This is a genomic window from Streptomyces sp. NPDC043878 (assembly GCF_056435735.1).
The window spans coordinates 72,050-98,004 of the sequence record NZ_JBWKDW010000026.1 but is presented as its reverse complement, the minus strand read 5'-3'; the positions used below and the strand labels follow the sequence as shown (position 1 = coordinate 98,004).

The following is a 25,955-nucleotide window of genomic DNA, read 5'->3' as shown; positions in this document are numbered from 1 at the left end:
AGCGGCGGATGCGTTCCGCGGGGCGGACGCCTGTGCGTGTCATGTGAATGACATGTGATCGTCCGAGGTGGCCGTCCCGGGATCCGGAAGCGTAGCAGTGGCCGGCCGGCCCCTTTCGTACAGGGTGTCGAACAACGTGTGGCGGTGCGAACCCGATTCCGTAACACGGAGAAAACCTGCGACCGGTTCAGCGAGGGAACAATCCAGCCAGCATCCGCACCGATCATTCAGGACCCTAGGAGTACCGCCATGTCCAGAACACAGCAGGTGGCAGACCGGTCAAGTGCCGCGCCACCGGCGGGCAACAGCGTCGACCGGTTCTTCCGGATATCCGAGCGGGGGTCCACCTTCGGCCGCGAGATACGCGGCGGCCTGGCCACCTTCTTCACGATGGCCTACATCCTCGTCCTGAACCCCATCATCCTCGGCAGCGCCAAGGACAAGTTCGGCCACCAGCTCGACACCGTCCAACTGACCACCGCCACCGCCCTGGTGGCCGCGGTCATGACGATCATCATGGGCGTCGGCGGCAACCTGCCCCTCGCGCTCGCCGCCGGCCTCGGCCTGAACGCCGTGGTCGCCTTCCAGATCGCCCCGCTGATGAGCTGGGACGACGCGATGGGCCTGATCGTCCTGGAGGGCCTGCTGATCTGCGTCCTCGTGGTCACCGGGCTGCGCGAGGCCGTCATGCACGCCATCCCGCAGGCCCTCAAGCAGGCCATCAGCGTCGGCATCGGCCTGTTCATCGCCTTCATCGGCTTCGTCGACGCCGGCTTCGTCAGCCGTATCCCCGACATCGCGAACACCACCGTCCCGGTGCAGCTCGGCGGCACGGGCACGCTCACCGGGTGGCCGGTCCTCGTGTTCTGCCTCGGGGTGCTGCTGACGATCGGACTGCTCGCCCGCAAGGTCAAGGGCGCGATCCTGATCAGCATCGTGACCATGACGGTCCTGGCGATCGTCATCGACGCGACCGCCGACATCAAGTCCTGGGGCCTGACCACCCCCAAGGTCCCCGACGACGTCGTGGCCTCGCCCGACTTCGGGCTCCTCGGCCACTTCAGCCTCTTCGGCGCCTTCGGCGAGACCAGCGTCATCACGGTCGTCCTGCTGGTCTTCACGCTGATCCTGTCGGACTTCTTCGACACCATGGGCACGGTCGTCGGCATCAGCGCCGAGGCGGGCCTGCTGGACGAGGAGGGCCGGGTGCCGAACCTCGGCCGGGTCCTGCTCATCGACGGCGCCGCCGCGGTCGCCGGGGGCGCGGCCTCGTCCTCCTCGGCCACCTCCTACATCGAGTCGGCGGCCGGCGTCGGCGAGGGCGCGCGCACCGGCTTCTCCAACCTGGTCACCGGCGGCCTGTTCGGCCTGGCGCTGTTCCTGACCCCGCTGCTCACCATCGTCCCGCTCCAGGCGGCGGCCCCGGCCCTGGTCGCGGTCGGCTTCCTGATGATGACCCAGGTCAAGAACATCGACTGGGACAGGTACGAGATCGCCATCCCGGCGTTCCTCACCATCGCCGTGATGCCGTTCACCTACTCCATCACCAACGGCATCGGCGCCGGCTTCCTCGCCTACGTGGTGATCAAGACGGTCCTCGGCAAGGCCAGGGAGATCCACTGGCTGCTGTGGGGGACCTCGGTGCTGTTCCTGGTGTACTTCGCCATCGACCCGATCGAGCAGGTCCTCGGCGCGAAGTAGGCGCCCGGTAAGCCCTGTTCACCGTGCGGCCGGTCGCGGAGGAGTCCGCGGCCGGCCGCACCGCGGGCCCTCAGTCCGTCAGCGCCGCCCGCATCATCGCCTTCGCCACCGGGGCCGCCAGCCCGTTGCCGCTGACCTCCGAGCGGGCCGCGTCCGACTGCTCCACCACGACCGCGACGGCGACCTCCTTGGCGTCCGTCTTCCCGTAGGACGTGAACCAGGCGTACGGCGCCTTGCTGTTGTTCTCGCCGTTCTGGGCCGTGCCGGTCTTGCCGCCCACGGTGACGCCGTCGATCAGGGCGTTGGTGCCGGTGCCCTTCTCCACCACCGTCTGCATCGCCGACTGCAACTGCTCGGCGGTCGAGGCGCTGACGATCTCCTTGGTGTCCGCGCTGTCGTCGTAGTTCTTCAGCACGTCGCCGCCGCTGTCGGTGGTCTGGGAGACCATGTGCGGCGACACCAGCTTGCCGCCGTTGGCAAGAGCGGCGGACACCATGGCCATCTGCAGTGGGGTCGCGGTGACGTCGAACTGGCCGATCCCGGTCAGGGCCGTCGACGACTTGTCCATGTCCGACGGGTACACGCTGGTGTACGCCCGCACGGGCACGTCCTGCGCGTCGTCGTTGAAGCCGAACTTCTCCGCCGTCGCCCGGAGTCTGTCCTGGCCCAGGTCGACGGCCATCTTCGCGAAGACGTTGTTGCAGGAGTACTGCAGGGCGGTGCGGATGGAGGCGTTCTCGCAGGGCGCGGAGGCGTTCTCGTTGTGCATGTCGGTGGCCGTGCCGGGCAGGGTGTACGGGTTCGGGCTGTTCGTCGGCTTGTCCACGGACGCGTAGAGGCCGTCCTCCAGCGCGGCCGCGGCCACCACCAGCTTGAACGTCGAACCCGGCGCGAGCGGCTGCCGCAGCGCCCGGTTGGTGAGCGGTTTGTCCGCGTCCCTGGTGAGCTTCGACCAGGCCGGACCGGCGGTGTTGGCGTCGGTCAGCGAGGACGGGTCGTAGGACGGCGTCGACACGACCGCGAGGATCCGGCCCGTTCTCGGGTCGATGGCGACCGCGGCGCCCTTCTTGTCACCGAGCGCGTCGTAGGCGGCCTTCTGCACGTCCGGGTCGATCGTCGTGATCACGTCGCCCGGGGCGGCGCGCTCGCCGGTGACCGTGTCCATGGCGGTCTTCAGCTGGGTGTCGGTGCCGTCGAGGAGGTTCTGGTAGATCCCCTCCAGCTGCGTCGGCGCGTAGCTCTGCGAGGCGTAGCCCGTGACCGCCGCGTACAGCCTGCCGTCCGTGTAGGTGCGTTTGTATGCGAGGTCGCCGCCTGTCGTCCGTGCGGAACCGGTGATCGCCTTGCCGGCCACGATGATGTTCCCGAGCGGGTCCGCGTACGTCTCGATCGCGTTGCGCCGGTTGTCCTTGTCGTCCGCGAGCGCCTGGCCGTCGTAGAACTGCACCCAGGTCGCTCTGACCAGCAGAGCGAACACCAGGAGCAGCGTGAAGACGGAGGCGCGCCTGATCGTCTTGTTCATCCCGACTGAAAGATGACCGGCGCGCGGCGGATCGTTCCCGCGCGCCAGGTTTTCTCACCGGTTGTTCATGCTCCCGCCCCGGACGCGGCGGAGCGGGTCCGCGGCGGGAGGAGGTGCCCGGCGCTCAGCGCTCCAGCGTCAGCACGAGTTCGTCGATCTCCAGGCCCCGCGCGTTCGCGAACCCCCTGGCCTGCGCGGACACCTGGAAGCCGCACTTCTCCAGGACCCGGCGCGAGCCCTCGTTGTCGGCGGCGGCGCGGGCGTACAGCGGGCGCTCCGGCACCTCGGCGAGCAGCGCGTGCAGCGCGGCCGTGGCCACCCCGCGTCCCCAGTACGCCCGGTCGACCCAGTACGTGACCTCGCGCTCGCCCGGCACCCCGTACACGGCGGCGCTGCCCACCACGTCACCGTCGGCCAGGATCGTCCGGGCCAGCTCGGTCGACCGGATGCGTTTCCACAGCGCGTCGAAGGCGTCCCGGTCGGCCGGGTCCTCGGCCGTGAAGGCCGCCATCCGCAGCGCCTCCGGATCGTTCATCTGCCGGTAGAAGACCGGCAGATCGCTGTCGTGGACCTGGCGCAGTACGACCTGCATTCCTCAGAGCCTCCGGGTGGCGAGCGTCAGGCGGTCACGGGCGTCGAACAGCGCGTCCTTCACCATCTGTTCGTGGGCGGGCGTCAGCCGCGCCACCGGGACCGAACAGCTGATCGCGTCACGCGCCGGGGTGCGGTACGGGATGGCCACGCCGAAGCAGCGCAGTCCCAGGGTGTTCTCCTCGCGGTCGACGGCGAACCCCTGCTCCCGCACCTGGTGGAGCTCCTCGATGAGCTTCTCCCGGTCGGTGATCGTGTTCTCGGTGAGCGCGGGCAGCGTCTCCGGCAGCAGCTTGCGGACCTGCTCGTCGGTGCAGGTGCTCAGCAGCGCCTTGCCCAGCGAGGTCGAGTGCGCGGGCAGCCGGCGGCCGACCCGGGTGAAGGGGCGCAGGTAGTGCTGGGACTGGCGGGTGGCCAGGTAGACCACGTTGGTGCCGTCCAGCCGCGCGAGGTGGATGGTCTCCGTGGTGTCGTCCGACAGCCGGTCCAGTGTCGGCCGGGCCGCCGCGACGACCTCGTCACCGTCGATGTAGGAGGTGCCGACCAGCAGCGCCCGTACGCCGATGCCGTACCGTGTGCCGGTCGCGTCCGTCTCCACCCAGCCCAGCTCCACCAGGGTGCGCAGCAGCATGTACAGGCTGGACTTGGGATATCCGACGGCCTCCTGGACCGCCGCGAGGGAGTGCATTCCGGGGCGGCCGGCGAAGTACTCCAGCAGTTCAACCGTCCGCACCGCGGACTTGACCTGCGCCCCGCCCCCCGTCTCGCCAGCCGACATCGCCCTTGACCCCTTCGTTCGACGGGAAATAGTCTCCGAAGCGTAGTTCAGCATCAGAGACAGCGTTCAGTATATCGAACGACCCTGGTGGATGACCCAGTACTGCGGCAATACAGCGGCAAACAACGTGGAGGGACCCCCGGTGGCAGCAGCACCAGTCTGGAGTGTCGACCCCCGAACCGGGAAGCAGCGGGAACAGGTCGCGGTCGAAGCCACGGCCGAGGAGGTGGACACCACCGTCCGCGCCGCGCACGAGGCACGCGGCGCACTCGTCGACCGCACGGTCCGCTCGGCCTTCCTGCGGACCGCCGCCCGCCTGCTCGAAGGCGCCAGGGACCACCTCGTGGAGGCGGCCGACGCCGAGACCGCGCTCGGCCCGGTCCGGCTGACCGGCGAGCTCGCCCGTACCTGCTTCCAGCTGCGGGCGTTCGCGGACATCGTCGACGAGGGCGCCTTCCTCGACGTCGTCATCGACCACCCCGACGACACCGCGACCCCACCCATCCCCGACCTGCGCCGCTACAAGGTGCCCCTGGGTGTCGTCGCCGTCTACTCGGCCTCCAACTTCCCCTTCGCCTTCTCTGTCGCCGGCGGCGACACCGCGAGCGCGCTCGGCGCCGGCAACCCCGTCGTCGTCAAGGCCCACCCCGACCACCCCGGACTGTCCGAGCTGGTCGCCTCCGTCCTGCGCCGGGCCGCCGTCGAACACGGCATCCCCGAGGGCGTCGTCGGACTGGTGCACGGCTTCGAGGCGGGCCTCGGACTCGTCCGCCACCCGCTGATCGCCGCCGCCGGCTTCACCGGCTCCATCCGCGGCGGGCGGGCCCTGTTCGACGCCGCGGCCGCGCGGCCGGTGCCGATCCCGTTCCACGGCGAACTGGGGTCGCTGAACCCCGTCGTGGTCACCGAGGCGGCGGCCGCCGAGCGGGCCGAGGCGATCGGCGCGGGTCTGGCCGGGTCGATGACGCTGGGGGTCGGGCAGTTCTGCGTGAAGCCCGGGCTCGTGCTGGCGCCCTCGGGCGCGGCGGGCGACCGGCTGGTCAAGTCCCTCACGGACGCCGTCAGCGACACCGACTCCGGGGTCCTGCTCGACCACCGCATGCGGGACAACTTCATCGCCGGTGTCGCCGAGCGGGCCGAACTGCCCGAGGTGGAGACCCCGGTGACCCCGGGCGCGGGCGGCGAGCACACCGTGAGCCCCGGCTTCCTCACGGTCGCGGCACAGAAGCTGACCAGCGCCGGGTCCTACGACCTGCTCCTGGAGGAGTGCTTCGGACCGGTCACCGTGGTGGCGCGCTACGAGGACGACGCGGAGGTGCGCGAGGTGCTCTCGCGGCTGCCGGGCAACCTCACCGCGACCGTCCAGCTGTCCGAGGAGGAGGCGGCCGGCCAGGGCCGGGGCGCGGAGATCCTCGCGGAACTCACCCCGCTGGCGGGCCGGGTCCTGGTCAACGGCTGGCCGACCGGTGTCGCGGTGGCGCCCGCCCAGCACCACGGCGGACCGTACCCGGCGACGACCTCCACCTCGACGTCCGTCGGCGGCACGGCCATCGAGCGCTGGCTGCGGCCGGTGGCGTACCAGAACGCGCCCGAGGCGCTGCTTCCCCCCGAGCTGCGCGACGAGAACCCGCTGGGGTTGCCGCGGCGGTTCAACGGTCGCCTGGAGCGGTAGCGCTCCGCTGGGTGCCGTAGAGGTGCCGTAGAGGTGCCGTGGGGGTGCGGGTGTGGTGCGGGTGCCGGTCCGTCGGGGCTTGTCGCGCACTTCCCCGCGCCCCTGGGTGGGTGAACTCGACCTGAGAGAATGAGTGGATGGACGTCCGACTTCCCGAACTGCCCTTCCCGCTCCGCACGTACGGACCCGACGGCAACTGGTCGCACGAGGACGGGGTGCTCACCGGGTGGGCCGGCCCACGGCAGGACCGGTTCGTGCCGCCCACCGACGAGGGGCTCGACCCCGCCGCCGACGCGCCGCGGCTGCTCGGCGCCCCCGAGGGTGACTTCCAGCTGATCGCCCGGGTCACGGTCGGGTTCGCCGCGGCCTTCGACGCCGGGGTGCTCTACGTCCACGTCGGCGAACGGGCCTGGGCCAAGCTGTGCCTGGAGTACTCCCCGGAGGTGCCCACCGTCTGCACGGTGGTCACCCGCGGCCACTCCGACGACGCCAACTCCTTCACGGTGGACGGCAGTTCCGTCTGGCTGCGGATCAGCCGCACCGGCCGGGCCTTCGCCTTCCACGCCTCCCGCGACGGGGAACACTGGACCTTCGTCCGCCTGTTCACGCTGGGCGGCGAGCAGGAGACCGGCGACGCCCTGGTCGGCTTCATGACCCAGTCGCCGATGGGCGGCGGGTGTGTGGTGACCTACGACCACATCGAGTTCCGGCCGGACTGGCCCAAGGACCTGCGCGACGGCAGCTGACCGGCCGGCCCCGGGAACCGCGGCCGGCCCCGCTCTCGTCCTCGGCTGCATGATCAGAGCGCACCGGACCGTCGACTCCCTGGTGATCAGGACCGCCCTGCCGGTGGAGGCGGCGACGGTCGCCGGGCTGCATCGGCGGGCCCGGTCGACGTACTACCCGGACGGCCTGCCCGACGACGACGCCGACTGGCCCGCCCGCTGGCGCGAGGCCGTAGCACGCCCCGACGGGCACGTGCTGTGCGCGGTGCGCGACGCCCGCATGGTGGGCATCGCCTCGTTCCGGCGTCCGGCCGACGCCCCCGCCGACACGGTCAGGCTGTTCCAGTTCCACGTCGATCCCGGCCACTGGCGCACGGGTGTGGGGACGGCCCTGCACGCGGCCTGCGTCGAGCAGTGGGCGGTGGACGGCAGGCGCCGCGCCGTCCTTGACGTCCACGTGGGCAACGAGCGAGCCCGGTCCTTCTACGCCCGGCACGGCTGGCTCCCCGACCCCGGGCATCCGCCCACCGCCGGCGACCACCACGTGTCCCTGTGCCGCACCGTCGCGGGCACCGGCTGACGAGGACCGCGCCGGCACCGGCTGACGAGGACCGCGGGACCGGTTGACGACACCCGGCTGACGGCACCCGGCCAGGGCGGGCGGCCAGGGCCCGCGCCCGGGAATGAACCCGTTCCCTTGAACGTTCACGCATCTGGCGGAGGAAGCCTCCGCGCCCGGACGACCTGGAGAGCCGAACACATGCGCGTCGAGATCTGGAGCGACATCGCCTGCCCCTGGTGCTACGTGGGCAAGGCCCGCTTCGAGAAGGCGCTGGCGGCCTTCCCGCACCGCGACGGCGTCGAGGTGGTGCACCGCTCCTTCGAGCTGGACCCAGGCCGCGCCAAGAGCGACGTCCAGCCGGTGATCACCATGCTCACCCGCAAGTACGGCATGAGCGAGGCGCAGGCCAGGGCCGGCGAGGAGAACCTCGGCGCGCAGGCCGCCGCCGAGGGCCTGGACTACCGCACCAGCGGCCGCGACCACGGCAACACCTTCGACATGCACCGCCTGCTGCACTTCGCCAAGGAGCGCGGCAGGCAGGACGAGCTGATCCAGATCCTGTACCGGGCGAACTTCGCCGAGGAGCGGTCCGTCTTCTCCGAGGGCGCCGAGCGGCTCACGGACCTGGCCGTCGAGGCCGGTCTCGACGCGGAGGCCGTGCGCGCGGTGCTCGCCGACCCGGACGCCTACGCCGAGGAGGTCCGCACCGACGAGCGCGAGGCCGCCGAACTCGGAGCCAACGGTGTGCCGTTCTTCGTCCTGGACCGCAAGTTCGGCGTCTCCGGCGCCCAGCCCGCGGAGGTCTTCACCCAGGCGCTGACCCAGGCGTGGGGGGACCGTCCGCAGCTCAGGCTGATCGCGGACGACGACAGCGCCGCCGCCGAGGCATGCGGCCCCGACGGCTGCGAGGTGCCGCGGCACTAGTGCCGCGACAGGCGACGTTCGCCCCGTCGCGACGCCCGGCACGCTCCCCCACTGCCGTAAGGGCGTGGGAGGTGCCCCCACTCGCCGCACCAGCCGAAGACCCGAGTACGTCCAGTACGAGGGCCTCCGGCCGGCACTCCCCCAGCCTCCGGCCGGGGGGACCCCCAGAGCACGCACCGGACGCCGCTCCTTCACGGGCAAACGTTGCCTGCCACGGCACTGGCGGCCTTCGGCAGCCCTCCGGCCGCGAACCCCCAGGTCGGCGGCGATCCATAAGCGATCCTTGGCGATACCGTCCAGAACTCGGCAATGGACGAGGGGTCCGGTGGGCGCGACAGTGGTCCCATGGAGACCTTCGAGACCCTCGTCCGTACCGAGTTCGCCGCGAAGAACACCTACCTGAACACCGCGAGCACCGGTCTGCTGCCGGCCCGCACCGTCGAGGCCATGCGGACCGCCGTGGAAGCGGTGGCCGCGGGACGGCCGACGGACATGTTCGCCGACGTCGAGGCCGCCCGCGCCGCCTTCGGCCGGCTGACCGGGGTGTCCGCGGAGCGCGTGGCGGCGGGGGCCTCGGTCGCCGTGTACAGCGGGTTGATCGCCGCCTCGCTGCCCGAGGGCGCCGAGGTCCTCACCGCCGAGGACGACTTCAGCTCCCTGGTCAACCCCTTTCACGTGCGCCGCGACCTCAAGGTGCGCGCCGTGCCGCTGGAGCGGGTCGCCGAGTCGGTGCGGCCGGGTACCGCGCTCGTCGCGGTCAGCGCCGCCCAGTCCGCCGACGGCAGGATCGCCGACCTGCCCGCGATCGCGGCGGCCGCCCGGCGGCACGGGGCGCGTACCTGTGTGGACGCCTCACAGGCCGCGGGCTGGCTGGACCTCGACGCGGACGCCTACGACTACGTCCTGTCGGTCGGCTTCAAATGGCTGCTGTGCCCGCGGGGCGTGACCTTCCTCGTCGTCCCCGAGGACCTGGGCGGGCTCACCCCGCTGTTCGCGGGCTGGGTCGCGGGTGAGCGCCCATGGGACGCCTGCTACGGCCCCGTCGAGGAACTCGCCCACTCCGCGCGGCGGTTCGACGAGAGCCCCGCCCTGTTCTCGTACGCCGGCGCCCGCCACTCCCTCGCCCTGCTGGAGGAGATCGGCGTGGACGCCGTACGCGCGCACGACCTGGCCCTGGCCGACCGGTTCCGCACCGGCCTGCGCGGCCTCGGCCACGAACCGGTCGCCGCTCCCGGCTCGGCCATCGTCTCCGTCCCCGGACTCGGCGGCCGGCAGGGCGAGTTGAGCCGGGCGGGAGTGGAGGTCTCGGACCGGGCGGGCAACCTGCGCGCGGCCTTCCACCTTTACAACACGCCCGCGGACGTCGACCGGCTGCTGGACGCCCTTTTCACCGTACGGGGGTGAAGTCCCGCGCGCCGATGTACTCCGGGCGCCGCACGGGCGCCGCGAACGGCTCGACGGCCTGATTGTCCACGCTGTTGAACACGATGAACACGTTGCTGCGCGGGAACGGCGTGATGTTGTCGCCGGAACCGTGCATGCAGTTGCAGTCGAACCAGGTCGCCGAACCGGCCCGCCCCGTGAAGAGCTTGATGCCGTGCTCGCCGGCCAGCGCGGTCAGCGCCTCGTCCGACGGCGTGCCCGCGTCCTGCATCCGCAGCGACTGCTTGTAGTTGTCCTTCGGGGTGGCTCCCGCGCAGCCGAGGAACGTGCGGTGCGACCCCGGCATGATCATGAGGCCGCCGTTGGTGTCGTGGTTCTCGGTCAGCGCGATCGAGACGGACACGGTCCGCATGTTCGGCAGGCCGTCCTCGGCGTGCCAGGTCTCGAAGTCCGAGTGCCAGTAGAAGCCGCCGGCCCCGAAACCGGGCTTGACGTTGATCCGCGACTGGTGCACGTACACGTCCGAGCCGAGGATCTGGCGGGCCCGCCCGACGACCCGCTCGTCCCGCACGAGGGAGGCGAACACCTCGCTCATGCGGTGCACTTCGAAGACGGAACGGATCTCCTCGGACCGCGGTTCGACGATCGACCGTTCGTCGGCGCGGACCACCGGGTCCGTGACGAGCCGCTCCAGCTCGCGCCGGTACACCGCTACCTCGTCGTCGGGCAGGAGCTGGTCGACGGTGAGGAACCCGTCCCGCTCGAACGCCTCGAGATCACCGGGCGGGAACGGTCCCGGGGTGGCGGGGGAGCCCCACACGACCGGGTCCTGGCGGGGGAGGGACACCTCGGTGGTGCCGCGGCTGGGGTAGAGATCGGTGGTGGTGGTCATGGCGACGTCACACCTCCTCGGGTTCGGTGAGCAGCGGGTAGACGCCGTTCGCGTCGTGGTCCTCCCGTCCGGTCACGGGCGGGTTGAACACGCAGATGCAGCGGAAGTCCTCCTTGATCCGCATGGTGTGCCGCTCGTGCCCGTCGAGGAGGTACATGGTCCCGGGCGTGATGGTGTACTTCTGCCCGGTCTCGTCGTCGGTGAGTTCGGCCTCGCCCTCGACGCAGACGACGGCCTCGACGTGGTTCGCGTACCACATGGAGGTCTCCGTGCCGGCGTACAGGATCGTCTCGTGCAGCGAGAAGCCGACGCGCTCCCGGGCGAGCACGATGCGTTTGCTCTCCCAGGTGCCGGACTCGGCCCTGACGTGCCGGTCGGTGCCTTCGATCTCCTTGAACGAACGAACGATCACGGTGCTGCGATGCCTCCTTGGACAGGTGGTGCGTACGTCGGTGGTGCCCAGGGCCGTCCGTCGGGCGGACGGTCCCGGGCCGCCGGGGCGACTCAGACGGTCTCGCGCACGGCGCGGGCGAGGACGCTGAGGCCCTCGTCCAGTTCGTCCGGCGTGATGGTGAGCGCCGGGAGCAGCTTGACGACCTCGCTCTCCGGGCCCGAGGTCTCGATGAGCAGGCCGAGTTCGAAGGCGCGCTGCGCCACCCGCCCGGCGCGCGCCTTGTCGTGGAACTCCAGGCCCCACACGAGCCCGCGTCCCCGGTACTCCCGGACGTCGGCGAGGTTCTCCTCGGTGATGGAGATCAGGGCCTGCTCGACCTGCTCCCCGCGGGTCCGGGTCTGCTTCTCCATCGCGGCCCCGTCCGCCCAGTACGTCTCCAGCGCGGCGGTGGCCGTGACGAACGCGGGGTTGTTGCCGCGGAAGGTGCCGTTGTGCTCGCCCGGCTCCCAGACGTCCAGCTCCGGCTTGAACAGGCACAGCGACATGGGCAGCCCGTATCCGCTGATCGACTTGGACACGGTGACGATGTCGGGCACGATGCCGGCCTCCTCGAAGGAGAAGAACGCACCGGTGCGCCCGCAGCCCATCTGGATGTCGTCGACGATCAGCAGCATGTCCTGGCGCTCGCACAGCCCGGCGAGGGCGCGCAGCCACTCCGGGCGGGCCGCGTTGATGCCGCCCTCGCCCTGCACGGTCTCCACGATCACGGCGGCGGGCTTGTTGAGGCCGGAGCCCTGGTCCTCCAGCAGGCGCTCGAACCAGAGGAAGTCCGGGACCTGTCCCTCGAAGTAGTTGTCGAAGGGCATCGGGGTGCCGTGCACGAGCGGGATGCCGGCACCGGCCCGCTTGAACGCGTTGCCGGTCACCGCGAGGGAGCCCAGCGACATGCCGTGGAAGGCGTTGGTGAACGACACGATCGCCTCGCGCCCCTTCACCTTCCGCGCCAGCTTCAGCGCCGCCTCCACGGCGTTGGTGCCCGTGGGGCCGGGGAACATGACCTTGTACGGCAGGTCGCGCGGCCGCAGCACCAGGTCCTGGAAGGACTCCAGGAACGCGCGCTTGGCGGTGGTCGACATGTCGAGCCCGTGCGTGACGCCGTCCCGCTCCAGGTAGTCGATCAACGCCCGTTTCAGTACGGGGTTGTTGTGGCCGTAGTTGAGCGAACCGGCCCCCGCGAAGAAGTCCAGGTACTCGTGGCCGTCCTCGTCGTACATGCGGCTGCCCTGGGCGCGGTCGAAGACGGTGGGCCAGCCGCGGCAGTAGCTGCGCACCTCGGACTCCAGGGTCTCGAAGACGCTCAGGTCGGGCTGGGTGATGGTCACGACGAATTGCTCCTCGTTGCGTGGGGGTCAGGCAGAGGGAGTGAGGGGAAGGGGGCCGATGCGGTGCAGCACCTCGGAGTCGTGCGGCCCGTCGGGGAACGCGTCCGCGCCGAACAGCACCTCCCGCTCGACCTGCGCGCCGTGGCGTTCGGCGAACGAGGCGAACAGGCGCTCGGAGGCGGTGTTGCCGGGCGCGATGGTGGTCTCGACGGTGGTGATCCCGCGCTCGACGACGGTGCGTGCGGCCAGCCCGTCGAGCAGCGCGGCGGCGAGTCCGCGACCGCGGTGGGCCGGGTCCACCGCGACCTGCCAGACGAGCAGGGTCCACGGGCGTTCCGGCTGTACGTAGCCGGTGACGAAGCCGACCGGCTCGCCGTTCTCGTCACGCGCCACGGCCGTGGTGGCGGCGAAGTCACGGCACCACAGCAGATAGCTGTACGACGAGTTCAGGTCGAGGGTCTTCGAATCCCTTGCTATCCGCCACAGTGCGGCTCCGTCGGCCACCGTCGGGCGGTCGATCTGCAGGTCTGCTTGCGTGGCAGTCATGCGGATCGAATTTACCGATGGGAATTGAAAAATGCATGGCCGGATGGGGTTACCTTCCGGCCATGCATGTGTTATCGCGTGGGCGTTTGCGGAACGATGTGGTGGTTTGTGCCGCACATAAGGTGCGATTCGGGCGACCTGTGCAACGCGTCACAGCCGGCTGACCTCCACGGGATCCGACCGAATCGCCGCCGTTCTCGTTCGCAGAATCTTTGCGTTTGGGGCGGAGAACATCGGGCAGAAGAACCCGGGAGGCCAAGCCGGAATGAATTCCGGAATTAGCCTCGAATTGGGTTCGCGTTGTCCGGAGATTCCTTTACCGGCTGCTGTGCCCGCCCGGACGACCCGGGGCGGGCGCCGTTCACCCGCCGGCGCGGGCGGCCTCGGCCGCGGCCCGCAGACCCGCGTCCACGTCCACGTCCACGGACGGTCCCTCCTCGGCGAGCGCGGCACCGAGCGCCGCCAGGCAGCCCCGCACCGCCTCCAGTGACGCGTCGGCCCCGTAGTGGTTGACCCGGATCATCTCGGTGGCCAGGGCGCCCCCGCCCGCGGCCAGCGGCAGGCCCGGATCGGCCCGCAGGGCCCGTGCCACCAGCTCCGAGGCGTCCACGCCCGAGGGTGCCCGCAGGGTCGTGGCCACCCGCGCCGCCTCCGCGGCCCGGTGCACATAGGGCTCCAGCCCCCCGCCCAGCGCCCGCGCACCCGCCCGGGCCGCCGCCGCGGCCGCCGCGTGCCGGTCCATCACCGCGGACAGCCCCACCGCCTCGATCCGCTCCAGGCACGCCTCCAGCGCCAGCATCTCCAGCTGGGCCGGTGCGTGCGGCAGCACGGCGCGGCCGGCGTCGGTCCACCGCTCCTTCCAGTCCAGCAGCGAGAGGTACGACCGGCGCGGCGCACCCGGGTTCGCCGCCATCCGCGCCCACGCCCGGCCGCTCACCGACACCGCCGACACCCCGGCCGGGCCGCCCATCGCCTTCTGCGCCCCGATCACGCACAGGTCGACGCCCCACGCGTCCGGCAGCACCGGCTCGGCCGCCACGGAGGCGACGGCGTCCAGGTAGAACAGGGCGCCGTGCCGCCGCACCACCTCGCCGATCTCCGCGACCGGATTGGTGTTGCCGGTCGCCGCCTCCGCGTGGACCAGCGACACGAAGTCGATCTCCGGATGCCGGACGAACGCCTCCTGGATCTGCTCGGCGGTGACCGCGGTGTGGAAGGGCACCGCGAGGTCGATCACCCGGGCCCCGCAGTCGCGCAGCCAGTTCCCGAAGGTCTGCCCGTAGGGGCCGGTGACGACGTTCAGTGCCGTGGTGTCCGGCCCCGCCGTGGAGCGGATGGCGCCCTCCAGGGGGAGCAGTGCCTCGCCCTGGGTGATCACGACGTCCTGTCCGGTGTCCAGCAGCCGGGCCACGCGGTCCTCGATCGAGGCGAAGCGCGCGGCGCTCAGCGGGGGCAGGTCGAGGAGGGGGTGGGGCACTGCGGTGCTCTCTTCGCTCGCGGTTGTCGGCTGCGGATGAGGGTAGCCGCAGGCTCTCGGGTGCCTTCTGACCGGCGACTTCTCAGGCCGGACGGTCTCGAAGCCAAGGGTTTGATTTGAGGGACTCAAACTTCTCCTTATAATCGGAACCCTCAGTTCCCACACAGGAGGCTCACCCGTGAAGACGTTCCCCGGGCGCCAGACCCGCGTCCTGGCCGCCACCACCGCGACGGCCGCACTGGTGCTCGTGGCCGGCTGCACCTCCAGCGGCGACGGCGGCAGCGGCTCGAAGACCGCCGCCGGCGGGGTCGAGCTCGTCAAGGCCGGCAAGCTCACCACCTGCACCCACCTGCCCTACCCGCCCTTCCAGTCGGAGATCGACGGCAAGGTGCAGGGCTTCGACGTCTCCCTCATCGACCTGGTCGCCAAGGACCTGGGCGTGCAGCAGACCGTCCTCGACACCCCGTTCGAGAACTTCAAGACCGGCGCGTTCCTCAACTCCGGCACATGCGACCTGGCCGCGGCCGGCATGACCATCACCGAGGAGCGCAAGAAGAACGTCGACTTCTCCGACCCGTACTTCGACGCCACCCAGGCCGTCCTGGTCGACAAGAAGAGCGGCGTCAACTCCCTCGCCGACGTCAAGTCCAAGGGCGTCAAGCTCGGCGCCCAGGCGCAGACCACCGGCGAGGAGTACGTCCAGAAGAAGGGCTTCGACCCGGTCTCCTTCGAGTCCTCCGACGCCGTCCTCAACGGCCTGCGCACCGGCCAGGTCAAGGCCGTCGTCATCGACTACCCGGTCGTCCAGGGCTGGCTGAAGAACAAGGCCAACGCCGACGCCTTCAAGGTCGTGGACAACCTCAACACCGGTGAGCAGTACGGCTTCACGGTGAAGAAGGGCAACACCAAGCTGCTCGCGGCCGTCAACAAGGCGATCTCCGACGCCAAGGCCGACGGCACGTACAAGAAGATCTACGAGAAGTGGATCGGCCCGTACGACGCCGCCGCCGCCTCCCCCTCGGCGTCCTGACCCATGGCCGACACGGACACCCGGATCCAGCCGAAGAAGCAGGGACTGAGCCGCCGGCAGAAACGCGGCCTGTCGCGCGGCGCCCAGTACGTGGTCTTCGTCGCCGCCGTGATCGCCTTCGCGGTCTCGGCGGACTGGGGGCGGCTGAAGAACCAGTTCGCGCAGTGGACCATCGCGAAGCAGATGTTCCCGGACGTCATCACGCTGGCGCTGAAGAACACCGTCCTCTACACCCTGTCCGGCTTCGTCGTCGGCCTGGCCCTCGGCATGGTCGTCGCGCTGATGCGGCTGTCGTCCGTGGGGCCCTACCGCTGGCTCGCCGGGATCTACATCGAGATCTTCCGTGGCCTGCCCGCCCTGCTGATCTTCATCTTCATCGGGGTGGCGGTGCCGCTGGCCTTCCCGGGCACCGAGATCGTCGGCGGCACCTACGGCAAGGTCGCCCTCGCGCTCGGACTGGTGGCGGCCGCCTACATGGCCGAGACGATCCGCGCGGGCATCCAGGCCGTGCCCAAGGGGCAGCTGGAGGCGGCCCGTTCGCTGGGCTTCACGCCCGCCCGGGCGATGATCTCCATCATCATCCCGCAGGCGTTCCGGATCATCCTCCCGCCGCTCACCAACGAACTCGTGCTGCTCTTCAAGGACTCCTCGCTGGTGCTGTTCCTCGGCGTCACCCTGGAGGAGCGCGAACTGTCCAAGTACGGCCGCGACCTGGCCAGTACGACCGCCAACTCCACGCCGATCCTGGTCGCGGGCCTGTGCTACCTGCTGGTCACGATCCCGCTCGGCTTCGTCGTGCGCCGCATGGAGGCCAAGGCCGGGGAGGCCACCAAGTGAGTGGTACCGCAGAGATCCACGTACGCGGCCTGCACAAGTCGTTCGGCGACAACGAGGTGCTGCGCGGCATCGACCTGGAGATCGGCCAGGGCGAGGTCGTCTGTGTCATCGGCCCGTCCGGCTCCGGCAAGTCGACGCTGCTGCGCTGTGTGAACCTCCTGGAGGAACCCACGAAGGGCCAGGTCTTCGTCGGCGGCACCGAACTCACCGACCCGGACGTCGACATCGACGCCGTACGCCGCCGGATCGGCATGGTCTTCCAGCAGTTCAACCTCTTCCCGCACCTGACGGTCACCGAGAACCTCACCCTGCCGCAGCGCCGGGTGCTGGGACGCGGCAAGGCGGAGGCGGCGAAGGTGGCCGCCGGGAACCTGGAGCGGGTGGGGCTGTCGGAGAAGGCGGACGCCTACCCCGCCTCCCTCTCCGGCGGCCAGCAGCAGCGTGTCGCCATCGCCCGCGCACTGGCGATGGGCCCCGAGGTGATGCTGTTCGACGAGCCGACCTCCGCGCTCGACCCCGAACTGGTCGGCGACGTCCTCGCCGTGATGCGCAGGCTCGCGCACGAGGGCATGACGATGATGGTCGTCACCCACGAGATGTCCTTCGCGCGCGAGGTCGCCGACCGGGTGGTCTTCATGGACGGCGGGGTGATCGTCGAGGACGGCGCGCCCGGCCAGGTCATCGGCGCCCCGCGCCACGAACGCACCCGCCACTTCCTGTCCCGCCTCCTCGACCCGGCGATGGCGGAGGTGGAGGAGGAGACCTCGGACCAGGTGGGCGGTGCCGGGACCTGACGTCACTAAGGTGCGGTGCATGAGCGATCAGACGGTGCTGCACGTGAAGGGACGGGTCCTCGCCGGCCCGGACGACGTCCGCGACGAGCTGTGGGTCGTCGGCGGCCGGATCTCCTACGACCGCCCCACCGGCGCCCGCGACGTGCGGACCGTCGAGGGCTGGGCCCTGCCCGGCCTCGTCGACGCCCACTGCCACGTGGGTCTCGGCGCGCACGGGCCGGTGGGCGACGACGTGGCGGAGAAGCAGGCGCTGACCGACCGGGAGGCGGGCACCCTGCTCATCCGCGACGCGGGCTCCCCCTCCGACACCCGCTGGACCGACGCCCGCGAGGACCTCCCCAGGATCATCCGCGCGGGCCGGCACATCGCCCGCACCCGCCGCTACATCCGGGGCTACGCGCACGAGATCGAGCCGGACGACCTGGTCGCCTACGTCGCCCGGGAGGCTCGGCGCGGCGACGGCTGGGTGAAGCTGGTGGGCGACTGGATCGACCGCGACCTCGGCGACCTGTCGGCCTGCTGGCCCGCGGACGCCGCACGGGCGGCGATCGCCGAGGCGCACCGCCTCGGCGCCCGGGTCACCGCGCACTGCTTCGCCGAGGACTCCCTGCGCGACCTGGTCGAGGCCGGAATCGACTGCGTGGAACACGCGACCGGTCTGACGCAGGAGCTGATCCCCCTGTTCGCGGAGCGGGGCGTGGCCATCGTCCCGACCCTGGTCAACATCGCGACCTTCCCGAAGCTCGCCGAGGGCGGCGAGGCCCGCTACCCGCGCTGGTCGGCCCACATCCGGCGGCTCCACGAGCGCCGCTACGACACGGTCCGCGCCGCCCACGACGCCGGCATCCCCGTCTACGTCGGCACCGACGCGGGCGGCAGCCTGCCGCACGGCCTGGTCGCGGCCGAGGTCGCGGAACTGGTCACGGCGGGCATCCCGGCCACGCAGGCGCTGTCGGCGACGACCTGGGGCGCCCGCGCCTGGCTCGGCCGCCCCGGCCTGGACGAGGGTGCGCCGGCGGACCTGGTGGTCTACGAGAGCGACCCGCGCGCGGACGTGCGGGTGCTCGCGGCACCGCGCCGGGTGGTGCTCGCCGGGAACGTGGTGAGCTGAGCGCCCCGGGACGCGCGGGCGTACGGGGAACGGGTGTGCCGAGGGGATCGAGGGTGTGCGCGGGAAACTCACGGCGGAGTGAACTCCCGTCAGGGCGCTGATGGTTGACCACCGGTGCGTGATTCGTGCCGGGTGGCGGGGGAGCGGTGGCACTCACCCGGCGCCGCAGGAGCTGACCCGGCCGGTACGGCGGGCACGCGTCTCATCCCGGCCCCGGGGTGGCGCGACGCGCTGACGCGGGTCGACTCTCCGACTCCGGCACACACCCGCTCGCGGTGGTCACCGGGCGAGCGCGTCGGCCGGCGTCGACGGCGGCGGGGAGATCCGCCTCCCGGACGGCACCCGGGAGACGCTGCCCGGGTTCAGTGCTGCGCCAGCGTCACGGCCCGGTCCAGCGCCTGGAGGAAGGAGTTGACGGTGGCCCGGTCCCGTACCGCCAGCCGCAGCCAGTCCTCGCCCAGGCCCGGGAAGGTGTCCCCGCGTCGCACTGCGAAGCCGAGATCCCGCAGATGACGGCGCACGGCGACGGCGCCGGGGAGGGCCACCAGGACGAAGGGCCCCTCTGCGGCCTCCACGACCCGCAGCCCGTCCGGGGCGAACTCGGCGAGTCCCGCGACGAGATGGGCCCGGTCCGCAGCCACCCGGTGGGCCGCGTGCGCGGCCTCCGCCAGCGCCCGCGGGCCCATGCACGCCTCGGCCGCCGCGAGCGCCGGCGTGGACACCGGCCACAACGGCTGCGCCCGCTCCAGTACGGCGACGGTCTCCGGGTCCGCCAGGACGTACCCGATCCGCAGCCCGGCCAGCCCCCAGGTCTTCGTCAGACTGCGCAGGACCACCAGCCCGGGCACGTCCGTCCGTCCGGCCAGCGCCTCCCGCTCGCCCGGCACCGCGTCCAGGAACGCCTCGTCGACCACCAACGTCCGCCCGGGGCGGGCGAGTCGCGCGACGACGGCGGCCGGGTGCAGGACCGACGTCGGGTTCGTGGGGTTGCCGAGCACGACCAGGTCGGCGTCCTCGGGGACGGCCGCCGGGTCGAGGCGGAAGCCGTCCCGCTCCCGCAGCAGCACCCGGCCCACGGTGTGCCCGGCGTCCCGCAGCGCCGCCTCCGGCTCGGTGAACTGCGGGTGCACGACCACCGGCCGGCGTACCTTCAGCGCCCGGGCGAGCAGCACGAAAGCCTCCGCCGCGCCGGCCGTCAGCAGGACCCGCTCCACCGGCAGCCCGTGCCGCGCCGCCACCGCGGCCCGCGCGGCCCGTCCGTCCGGGTAGGCGGCCAGCCCGGTCAGCGAGGCCGCGATCCGCGCGCGCAGCCACTCGGGGGGCGTGTCCGCGCGGACGTTGACGGCGAGGTCGACCAGCGCCGACCCGTCGTCGCGGACCTCCGCGTCCCCGTGGTGCCGCAGGTCGTGACCGTCCATGGCGGTGTCCTCAGTGCGCATGGGAGTGGGCGTGGCCGTGACCGTGGTGATGGCCGTGGCCGTCGTCGTCGGGGTGGAAGTGCGGCTGCTGCGCCAGGCCCACCTTGTCCTCGAAGCCGGGCAGCGCGATGCGGTACACGCAGGAGTCGCAGTTCATCCGCACATCGCCCCGCACGGCCTCCTCGTACCGTTCCATCACCAGGTCCAGCAGCTCCGGCTCCGGACCGATCACGTCCGCGGACCGCACCTCGACGTCCGGGTGCGCGGCCGCCCAGTCCTCGGTCTGCCGCCGGACCCGCTCCGGCAGGATGCCCGTGAACAGGAAGTAGGGCAGGACCACGATCCGGCGCGCGCCCAGCTTCAGGCACCGGTCCAGGCCGCCGGGCACGTCCGGCGCGGCCAGCGACACGAACGCCGTCTCCACTCCCGCGTACCCGCGTCCCTCCCACAGCAGGCGGGCCGCCTTGTGCACCTCGGCGTTGGCGTCCGGGTCGGTCGAACCGCGCCCGACCAGCAGCACCGTCACGTCGGACCGGTGGGCGGGGGTCCGGTCGCCGCCGCCCAGCGCCTCGTCCAGCCGCCGCTCCAGGACCGACAGCAGCGAGGGGTGCGGGCCCAGCGGACGGCCGTACGCGTAGGAGATCCCGGGGTGGCGCTCCCGCTCACGGGACAGCGCGGCCGGGATGTCGCCCTTGGCGTGCCCGGCCGACACCAGCATCAGCGGCACGGCCGCGAAACGCCGTACGCCCCGCTCCACCAGTTCGGCGACGGCCTCGCCGAGCGGCGGCGGGGACAGCTCGATGAAGCCGCCCGCGACGGGCAGTTCGGGGTGGCGGTCGGCCAACTCCCGTACGAAGGCGCGGAACGCCTCGGCCCCGGCGTCGTCCCGGGTGCCGTGGCCGGCGATGAGCAGGGCGGGCGGCGGGGTGGTCACGATGTCTCCTCGGAGGTCTGCGATCGCCTCGCGGGCGAAGCGGGGTGGTACAGCAGGGCGTTGAGCGCGGCGGCGGCGACCGCCGAACCGCCCTTCTCGGACACGTTGCTCACGGCGGGCAGTCCGCTGGCCCGCAACGCGGCCTTGGACTCGGTGGCGCCGACGAAACCGACGGGCAGGCCGATGACGAGTGCGGGGGAGGTGTCCAGGGTGAGCAGCTCCTCCAGTGCGGTGGGGGCGCAGCCGATCACCCACAGGGCGCCCGGACCGACCTCCTCGTACGCGAGGCGGACCGCGTGGGCCGAACGGGTCAGCCCGGGGCCCGACGTGGCGTCCCTCAGCCGGCAGACGGTCTCGCGGCGGGTGATGCCGGCGGCGACCATCTCCACGTCCACGACGACGGGCGCCCCCTCGTGCAGCGCCCGGTGCGCCTTCTCCAGCACCCCTTCGTCGGTGACCAGGTCGGCCGCGTAGCCGAGGTCGGCCGCGGAGTGCACGACCCGCTCCACGACGGCCCGGGTCAGCGGCGGGAGGTGCGAGGTGTCCAGGCGTGCGCGCAACCGCCGGAACGACTCCTGCTCGATGGGGTGGACCACACGGTTCACTGGGCGCCCTCCTGCGATTCCTGCCAGCGGTAGCCGCGCGGGGTCACCATGCGCCCCGCGATGTCCCGGGTCGCCGTGTTGCCCACGGTCACGACCGTCATCATGTCGACCGTCGCCGGGTCGAGGCCGGCCAGGGTGGTCAGCCGGGCCGACTCGTCCGGCCGCGACGCGTTGCGTACGACGCCGACCGGCGTGGCGGGCTCCCGGTGCTCCGCGAGGATCGCGAGGGCCTTCGGCAGCTGCCAGTCCCGGCCCCGGCTGCGCGGGTTGTAGAACGTCACCACGATGTCCGCCTCGGCCGCGGCCCGCACCCGCCGCTCGATGACCTCCCACGGCGTGTGCAGGTCGGACAGGCTGATCGACACGTGGTCGTGGCCCAGTGGCGCGCCGAGGAGCGCGGCGGCCGCGAGCGCGGCGGTGACCCCGGGCACGCCGATCACGTCGATGTCGTCGGACGCCTCGGCGAGCGCGGGGGAGGCCATGGCGTACACGCCCGCGTCCCCGCTGCCGATCAGCGCGACGGCCTGCCCCTTGCGGGCCTCGGCCACGGCCGTCCGGGCCCGCTCCTCCTCGGCGCCGAGCCCGGACTCCAGGACGCGGGTGCCGGGCCGCAGCAGGTCACGGATCTGGTCGACGTACTGGTCGAGGCCCACGAGCACCGAGGCGCGCCGCAGTTCCGCCTTCGCGCGGGGCGTCAGCAGGTCGCGGGCGCCCGGTCCGAGGCCGACCACCGCGAGCCGGCCGCGCACGGGCAGCCGTACGACCGCGCAGGTAGCCATCGCCGGAGTCGCGGCCGACTTCCGCTTGGGCACGAGGAGTTCACCGCCCCCCACCAGCGCGGCGGCCTCCGCGACGGACGGCGTGCCGACGGCGGCCAGCGGCGCGGCGGAGGGGTTGGGCACCTCGACCGCGGACAGCCGCTCGGCGGAGTGGGTGACGAGCGGCACGCCGAGGTGCGCGGCGGCGGCCACGATGCCGGGCTCCTCCGCCTTGGCGTCGACGGTGGCGAGCTCGGCCACGCTGCGGGCGGACAGTCCCGCCTCCCGCAACGCGCCCTCGATCAGCGCGAGCACCTCGCCGGCCGGGGCCCCCTTCGACGCGCCGACACCCACGACGAGTGTGGGCGGCCGGAGCACGACCTCGTGGGCGGCGGGCTCCACGAGCCGGTCCGTGACACGGATCGCGTACGTGCCCGTGCCCGCGTCCGTGACCCGCAGCGGCGGCAGCGGCCACGCCGACTCCGCCCTCAGCGCCACCGGTTCGCCGTCGAGCATGGCCCGGGACACCCCGGCGACATCGCCCTCGACCGGAAGGCCCAGCGTGTCCAGGCCCGGCACCCCCACGGCGTCCGTCGCCGTCGTCACCACGGGCTCCGCCCCCAGCAACTCACCGACCTCGCACGCGAGTTCGTTGGCGCCGCCCGCGTGGCCGCCCAACAGCGACACGGCGAACCGGCCGCCCTCGTCGACGCACACCACACCCGGGTCGGACGCCTTGTCGCCCAGCAGGGGCGCCACCAGCCGTACGACGGCGCCGGTGGCCAGGAAGCACACGAGCTGCTCACACTCGGCGAACGCCCGCCGTACGGCGTCCGCGACGGGGCCGTCGTACACCCGGGTCCGGGCCGGCCACGCCGTGGCCAGCCGGTCCCGGGCAGCCGCCCCCGCCGCGGTGGCGGAAATGAGGCCGATCACTGAGCGACTCCTTCGCTGTCGGTGCCCGCGCGGGGTCTGACGCCCCACAGCAGGAAAACGGGATTGGTCGCCGCGAGCCGGGTCACGTCACCCGGCAGCGGCGCGAGCCGGGACGACTGCAACAGCACCCCGTCGCAGGCGAGTCCGGCGTGGGTGAGCGCCTCGCGCACGGCCGGAACCCGGTCGAGCGCGGCGAGCGCGACCACGACGCTCCGGCGCGCCCGCCGCGCGCAGGCCGTGACGATCGCGGGCAGTTCACGTCCCCCGCCGCCGACGAACACGGCGTCGGGATCGTCGAGGTCGGACAGCACCGTGGGCGCCGCCCCGTGCACGGCCCGCACGTCCACCCCGTGCGCCGCCGCGTTGGCCCGGATCCGCTCGACGCCGTCCCGGGTCTTCTCGACGGCGGTGACGGCGGCCCCGAGCCGCGCGCACTCCACGGCCACCGAGCCCGAGCCGGCCCCGACATCCCAGACCAGGTCACCCGCGCGGGGGCCGAGCCGGGCCAGCGCCAGCGCCCGCACCTCGAACTTGGTGATCATCGAGTCGCGGTGGGTGAACTCGGCCTCGTCCAGGGCCCATCGGGTGGGCCCGGGCGGCGGACCGGCGACCGTGCGGACCCCGCCGAGGGCCCGCGTCTCGTCCAGGCAGAGCACCACGTTCACGTCCGTGCCCCAGTCGCGGGCGGCCGCGGCGGCCGGCGACACCCGCTCCACCCGCTCGCGCGCGGGGTCGCCCAGCGCGCGGGCGACGACCAGGACCCGTTCGCCGGACGACCGGGCGAGCGCGGCGCCGAGTTCGGCGGGCCCCGCTCCCGGACCCGTCAGGACGGCGACCTTCGGCCGGGCCCGGCACACGTTGACGGCCGTCCGCAGGTCCCGCCCGTGCGCGCTGACCACCATGGCGTCGTCCCAGGGCAGGCCGATCCGCGCGAAGGCGGCGGCGACGGAGGACACCCCGGGCCGTACGTCCAGCCGGTCCGCCCCGAACCGCTCGGCCAGCACCCGCACGATCCCGAAGAACCCGGGGTCCCCGGAGGCCAGCACGACGACCGGCTCCCGCTTGTCGAGATACCGCTCGATGACGTCCAGCGCCGGGGCGAGCGCACCGAGGACGACACGCTCCGCCCCCTCCGGCACGACGGCGGCCGCCAGATGCCGCCGGCCGCCCACGACGAGCCGGGCCCCGGCCGGCACCTCCTGCGCGACCGGTGCCCCCGCCCCGGTACCGGTGCCGATGACCGTGATCACGTGTTCGCACCCCGCGCCGCGCGCAGGGCCCTGCGGGCCTCCGGGTCGGCCTTGCGGTACCCGTGGAAGTGGCCGGGGTGGTAGAGGTGCGACCGTGTGCCGTGCGCCCCGAGGGCGGGGCCGACCAGGAAGAGGGTGTGCTTCCAGAGCTTGTGCTCCTTGACCGTCTCCTCCAGCGTGCCGATCGTGCACCGCACGAGCAGTTCCTCCGGCCAGGTCGCCTGGTAGGCGACGACGACCGGCGTGTCCGTCGGGTAGCCGCCCTCCAGCAGCTCCCGCACCAGCTGCCCGCTGCGGGCGGCCGACAGGAACACCGCCATCGTCGTGCCGTGCTTGGCGAACTCGCGGACCTCCTCGCCGGGCGGCATCGGCGTCTTGCCGCCGCCGAGCCGGGTGAGGACCACGGACTGCGCCACCTCCGGGATGGTCAGCTCACGCCGCGCGAGGGCGGCGACGGCGGAGAACGCGGAGACCCCGGGCACCACCTCGGTCTCGATGCCGAGCTCCGCGCACCGGTCGAGCTGCTCCTGCGTACCGCCCCACAGCGCGGGGTCGCCGGAGTGGATCCGGGCCACCCGCGACCCCTCCTCCCGGGCGCGCCGGTACACGGCGACGACGTCCTCCAGCGACATGGTCGCCGAGTCGAGGATCTCGGCGCCCTCGCGCGCGTGGTCGAGGACCTCCGCCTGGACCAGGCTGGCGGCCCAGATCACGATGTCGGCCTCGGCGATGGCACGCGCGGCACGGAACGTCAGCAGGTCGGCGGCGCCGGGGCCGGCACCGACGAAGGTCACCTTGCCGGTGGGGGCATCGGCCATGGGAAAGGTCCTCTCTAGCAGCGGTCTTACGGGGTTCCGCGGGGAGCCGCGGTGATCCGCGGGGGCGGTGCGAGGTGTCACGGGTGGTGCGGAAGCGGGCGCCGGATGTGCGTGAACGGGGTCCGATCGGATAGCAAGGGCGTATGGCGGTCCTCGTCGCGCTCGGCGCGTTCCTGATGACGCTGGCCGGCGGCTGGACGGCACAGCGGGTGACCGACCGCCGTCACCTCGTCCTGGGCCTGGCCGGCGGTCTGATGCTGGGCGTGGTCGGCCTGGACCTGCTGCCGGAGGCGCTGCACGCGGCCGGCACCGAGGTCTTCGGCGTGCCGGCGGCCCTGCTGCTGTTCGTCGGCGGCTTCCTGCTGGCCCATCTGGTGGAACGTCTGCTGGCCGTACGGCAGGTCGCGCACGGCGCCGAGGAGGCCGGCCGCGCCACCGGGCCGGCCGGCCGGTCCGCCGACGGCAGGGTGCCGGAGGTGGGTCTCACGGCGGCGGCCGCGATGGTCGGCCACAGCGCCATGGACGGCGTGGCGATCGGCGCCGCGTTCCAGGTCGGCGGCGGCATGGGCACGGCGGTGGCGCTGGCCGTCGTCGCCCACGACTTCGCCGACGGCTTCAACACGTACACGATCACGAGCCTGTACGGCAACGCCCGCCGCAAGGCCCTCGCCATGCTGGTCGCCGACGCGGTGGCCCCCGTGGTGGGCGCCGCCTCCACCCTGTTCCTGACCATCCCGGAACAACTGCTCGGCGGCTATCTCGGCCTGTTCGGCGGCGCGCTGCTCTATCTGGCCGCCGCCGAGATCCTGCCCGAGGCCCACCACGACCACCCGGCCCGCTCCACCCTGCTGTGCACGGTCGCGGGTGTCGGCTTCATCTGGCTGGTGGTGGGCCTGGCCGGATGAGCGGCGGCCG

General features: G+C 72.4%; 25 protein-coding genes. 11 read left to right on the top strand and 14 right to left on the bottom strand.

Features of this window, described 5'->3' with window-relative positions:
• Window positions 1–249: 249 nt before the first annotated feature.
• Complete coding sequence (locus tag AC07AZ_RS30395) at window positions 250–1,701, top strand: NCS2 family permease (RefSeq protein ID WP_478853378.1); 1,452 nt, start codon at window positions 250–252, stop codon at window positions 1,699–1,701.
• A gap of 70 nt (window positions 1,702–1,771) precedes the next feature.
• Here AC07AZ_RS30395 and AC07AZ_RS30390 read toward each other — a convergent pair whose 3' ends face one another.
• From AC07AZ_RS30390 to AC07AZ_RS30380, 3 genes are all read right to left on the bottom strand, one after another.
• Window positions 1,772–3,223: a peptidoglycan D,D-transpeptidase FtsI family protein gene (locus tag AC07AZ_RS30390; protein WP_478853376.1), complete on the bottom strand. Its 1,452-nt coding sequence runs from the start codon at window positions 3,221–3,223 to the stop codon at window positions 1,772–1,774.
• Window positions 3,224–3,347: 124 nt separating this feature from the next.
• Window positions 3,348–3,815, bottom strand: a complete 468-nt coding sequence (locus AC07AZ_RS30385; RefSeq protein ID WP_478853374.1) for a GNAT family N-acetyltransferase — start codon at window positions 3,813–3,815, stop codon at window positions 3,348–3,350.
• 3 nt (window positions 3,816–3,818) lie between these two features.
• Entirely contained in the window at window positions 3,819–4,592 is a 774-nt protein-coding gene (locus tag AC07AZ_RS30380) for an IclR family transcriptional regulator (protein WP_478853372.1), read from the bottom strand.
• A 142-nt stretch (window positions 4,593–4,734) separates the two neighbouring features.
• Here AC07AZ_RS30380 and AC07AZ_RS30375 point away from each other — a divergent pair, with 142 nt between their 5' ends.
• The 5 genes from AC07AZ_RS30375 to AC07AZ_RS30355 all read left to right on the top strand — a co-directional run bounded on the left by AC07AZ_RS30375 (window position 4,735) and on the right by AC07AZ_RS30355 (window position 9,879).
• On the top strand, window positions 4,735–6,264 hold the full coding sequence (locus AC07AZ_RS30375; protein ID WP_478853370.1) for an aldehyde dehydrogenase (NADP(+)): 1,530 nt from the start codon (window positions 4,735–4,737) through the stop codon (window positions 6,262–6,264).
• 137 nt (window positions 6,265–6,401) lie between these two features.
• On the top strand, window positions 6,402–7,010 hold the full coding sequence (locus AC07AZ_RS30370) for a DUF1349 domain-containing protein (RefSeq protein WP_478853368.1): 609 nt from the start codon (window positions 6,402–6,404) through the stop codon (window positions 7,008–7,010).
• A 49-nt stretch (window positions 7,011–7,059) separates the two neighbouring features.
• Entirely contained in the window at window positions 7,060–7,569 is a 510-nt protein-coding gene (locus AC07AZ_RS30365) for an N-acetyltransferase family protein (RefSeq protein WP_478853366.1), read from the top strand.
• A 180-nt stretch (window positions 7,570–7,749) separates the two neighbouring features.
• On the top strand, window positions 7,750–8,475 hold the full coding sequence (locus AC07AZ_RS30360; protein WP_478853364.1) for a DsbA family oxidoreductase: 726 nt from the start codon (window positions 7,750–7,752) through the stop codon (window positions 8,473–8,475).
• Window positions 8,476–8,820: 345 nt separating this feature from the next.
• Window positions 8,821–9,879 (top strand): aminotransferase class V-fold PLP-dependent enzyme, encoded by a 1,059-nt coding sequence (locus AC07AZ_RS30355; protein ID WP_478853362.1) that lies wholly within the window; start codon window positions 8,821–8,823, stop codon window positions 9,877–9,879.
• Here AC07AZ_RS30355 and thpD read toward each other — a convergent pair.
• The 5 genes from thpD to AC07AZ_RS30330 form a co-directional block, all read right to left on the bottom strand.
• Window positions 9,863–10,750 carry an ectoine hydroxylase gene (gene thpD, locus AC07AZ_RS30350; RefSeq protein WP_478853360.1) on the bottom strand — a complete coding sequence of 296 codons (888 nt, stop codon included), beginning with the start codon at window positions 10,748–10,750 and terminating at the stop codon, window positions 9,863–9,865. The genes AC07AZ_RS30355 and thpD overlap by 17 nt on opposite strands.
• 7 nt (window positions 10,751–10,757) lie before the next feature.
• Complete coding sequence (locus AC07AZ_RS30345; protein ID WP_478853358.1) at window positions 10,758–11,162, bottom strand: ectoine synthase; 405 nt, start codon at window positions 11,160–11,162, stop codon at window positions 10,758–10,760.
• Between the two features lie 92 nt (window positions 11,163–11,254).
• A complete protein-coding gene (gene ectB / locus AC07AZ_RS30340) occupies window positions 11,255–12,526 on the bottom strand; it encodes a diaminobutyrate--2-oxoglutarate transaminase (RefSeq protein ID WP_478853357.1) in 1,272 nt (423 codons plus the stop codon).
• Between the two features lie 27 nt (window positions 12,527–12,553).
• Window positions 12,554–13,072 (bottom strand): diaminobutyrate acetyltransferase, encoded by a 519-nt coding sequence (gene ectA, locus AC07AZ_RS30335; protein WP_478853355.1) that lies wholly within the window; start codon window positions 13,070–13,072, stop codon window positions 12,554–12,556.
• 361 nt (window positions 13,073–13,433) lie between these two features.
• Window positions 13,434–14,549 carry a pyridoxal-phosphate-dependent aminotransferase family protein gene (locus tag AC07AZ_RS30330; RefSeq protein ID WP_478853353.1) on the bottom strand — a complete coding sequence of 372 codons (1,116 nt, stop codon included), beginning with the start codon at window positions 14,547–14,549 and terminating at the stop codon, window positions 13,434–13,436.
• A gap of 178 nt (window positions 14,550–14,727) precedes the next feature.
• On the opposite strand from AC07AZ_RS30330, the gene AC07AZ_RS30325 reads away from it, so the two are divergent.
• From AC07AZ_RS30325 to AC07AZ_RS30310, 4 genes are read left to right on the top strand one after another with little or no spacing between them, the layout of a single operon-like run.
• A complete protein-coding gene (locus tag AC07AZ_RS30325; protein ID WP_478853351.1) occupies window positions 14,728–15,579 on the top strand; it encodes a transporter substrate-binding domain-containing protein in 852 nt (283 codons plus the stop codon).
• A 3-nt stretch (window positions 15,580–15,582) separates the two neighbouring features.
• Window positions 15,583–16,416, top strand: coding sequence for an amino acid ABC transporter permease (locus tag AC07AZ_RS30320; RefSeq protein WP_478853349.1), 834 nt, complete (start codon window positions 15,583–15,585; stop codon window positions 16,414–16,416).
• Window positions 16,413–17,210 carry an amino acid ABC transporter ATP-binding protein gene (locus AC07AZ_RS30315; protein ID WP_478853347.1) on the top strand — a complete coding sequence of 266 codons (798 nt, stop codon included), beginning with the start codon at window positions 16,413–16,415 and terminating at the stop codon, window positions 17,208–17,210. The genes AC07AZ_RS30320 and AC07AZ_RS30315 overlap by 4 nt, the downstream gene beginning before the upstream one ends.
• A gap of 19 nt (window positions 17,211–17,229) precedes the next feature.
• Entirely contained in the window at window positions 17,230–18,321 is a 1,092-nt protein-coding gene (locus AC07AZ_RS30310) for an amidohydrolase family protein (protein ID WP_478853345.1), read from the top strand.
• A gap of 362 nt (window positions 18,322–18,683) precedes the next feature.
• Here AC07AZ_RS30310 and cobC read toward each other — a convergent pair whose 3' ends face one another.
• Genes cobC through cobM form a run of 6 tightly spaced genes read right to left on the bottom strand, consistent with a single transcriptional unit; the run spans window position 18,684 to window position 25,040 of the window.
• The gene (gene cobC / locus AC07AZ_RS30305; RefSeq protein WP_478853343.1) at window positions 18,684–19,760 is read right to left on the bottom strand and encodes an Rv2231c family pyridoxal phosphate-dependent protein CobC; all 1,077 of its coding nucleotides are present in this window, start codon (window positions 19,758–19,760) and stop codon (window positions 18,684–18,686) included.
• Complete coding sequence (locus AC07AZ_RS30300; RefSeq protein ID WP_478853341.1) at window positions 19,750–20,673, bottom strand: sirohydrochlorin chelatase; 924 nt, start codon at window positions 20,671–20,673, stop codon at window positions 19,750–19,752. Before AC07AZ_RS30300 ends, cobC begins: the two co-directional genes overlap by 11 nt.
• The gene (locus tag AC07AZ_RS30295) at window positions 20,670–21,278 is read right to left on the bottom strand and encodes a precorrin-8X methylmutase (protein WP_478853339.1); all 609 of its coding nucleotides are present in this window, start codon (window positions 21,276–21,278) and stop codon (window positions 20,670–20,672) included. Before AC07AZ_RS30295 ends, AC07AZ_RS30300 begins: the two co-directional genes overlap by 4 nt.
• Window positions 21,275–22,972 carry a precorrin-3B C(17)-methyltransferase gene (cobJ, locus tag AC07AZ_RS30290; protein WP_478853337.1) on the bottom strand — a complete coding sequence of 566 codons (1,698 nt, stop codon included), beginning with the start codon at window positions 22,970–22,972 and terminating at the stop codon, window positions 21,275–21,277. The genes AC07AZ_RS30295 and cobJ overlap by 4 nt, the downstream gene beginning before the upstream one ends.
• Window positions 22,969–24,222, bottom strand: coding sequence for a precorrin-6y C5,15-methyltransferase (decarboxylating) subunit CbiE (cbiE, locus tag AC07AZ_RS30285; protein WP_478853335.1), 1,254 nt, complete (start codon window positions 24,220–24,222; stop codon window positions 22,969–22,971). Before cbiE ends, cobJ begins: the two co-directional genes overlap by 4 nt.
• On the bottom strand, window positions 24,219–25,040 hold the full coding sequence (gene cobM / locus AC07AZ_RS30280) for a precorrin-4 C(11)-methyltransferase (RefSeq protein ID WP_478853333.1): 822 nt from the start codon (window positions 25,038–25,040) through the stop codon (window positions 24,219–24,221). Before cobM ends, cbiE begins: the two co-directional genes overlap by 4 nt.
• Window positions 25,041–25,183: 143 nt before the next feature.
• Here cobM and AC07AZ_RS30275 point away from each other — a divergent pair, with 143 nt between their 5' ends.
• On the top strand, window positions 25,184–25,945 hold the full coding sequence (locus AC07AZ_RS30275) for a ZIP family metal transporter (protein ID WP_478853331.1): 762 nt from the start codon (window positions 25,184–25,186) through the stop codon (window positions 25,943–25,945).
• Window positions 25,946–25,955 lie beyond the last annotated feature (10 nt).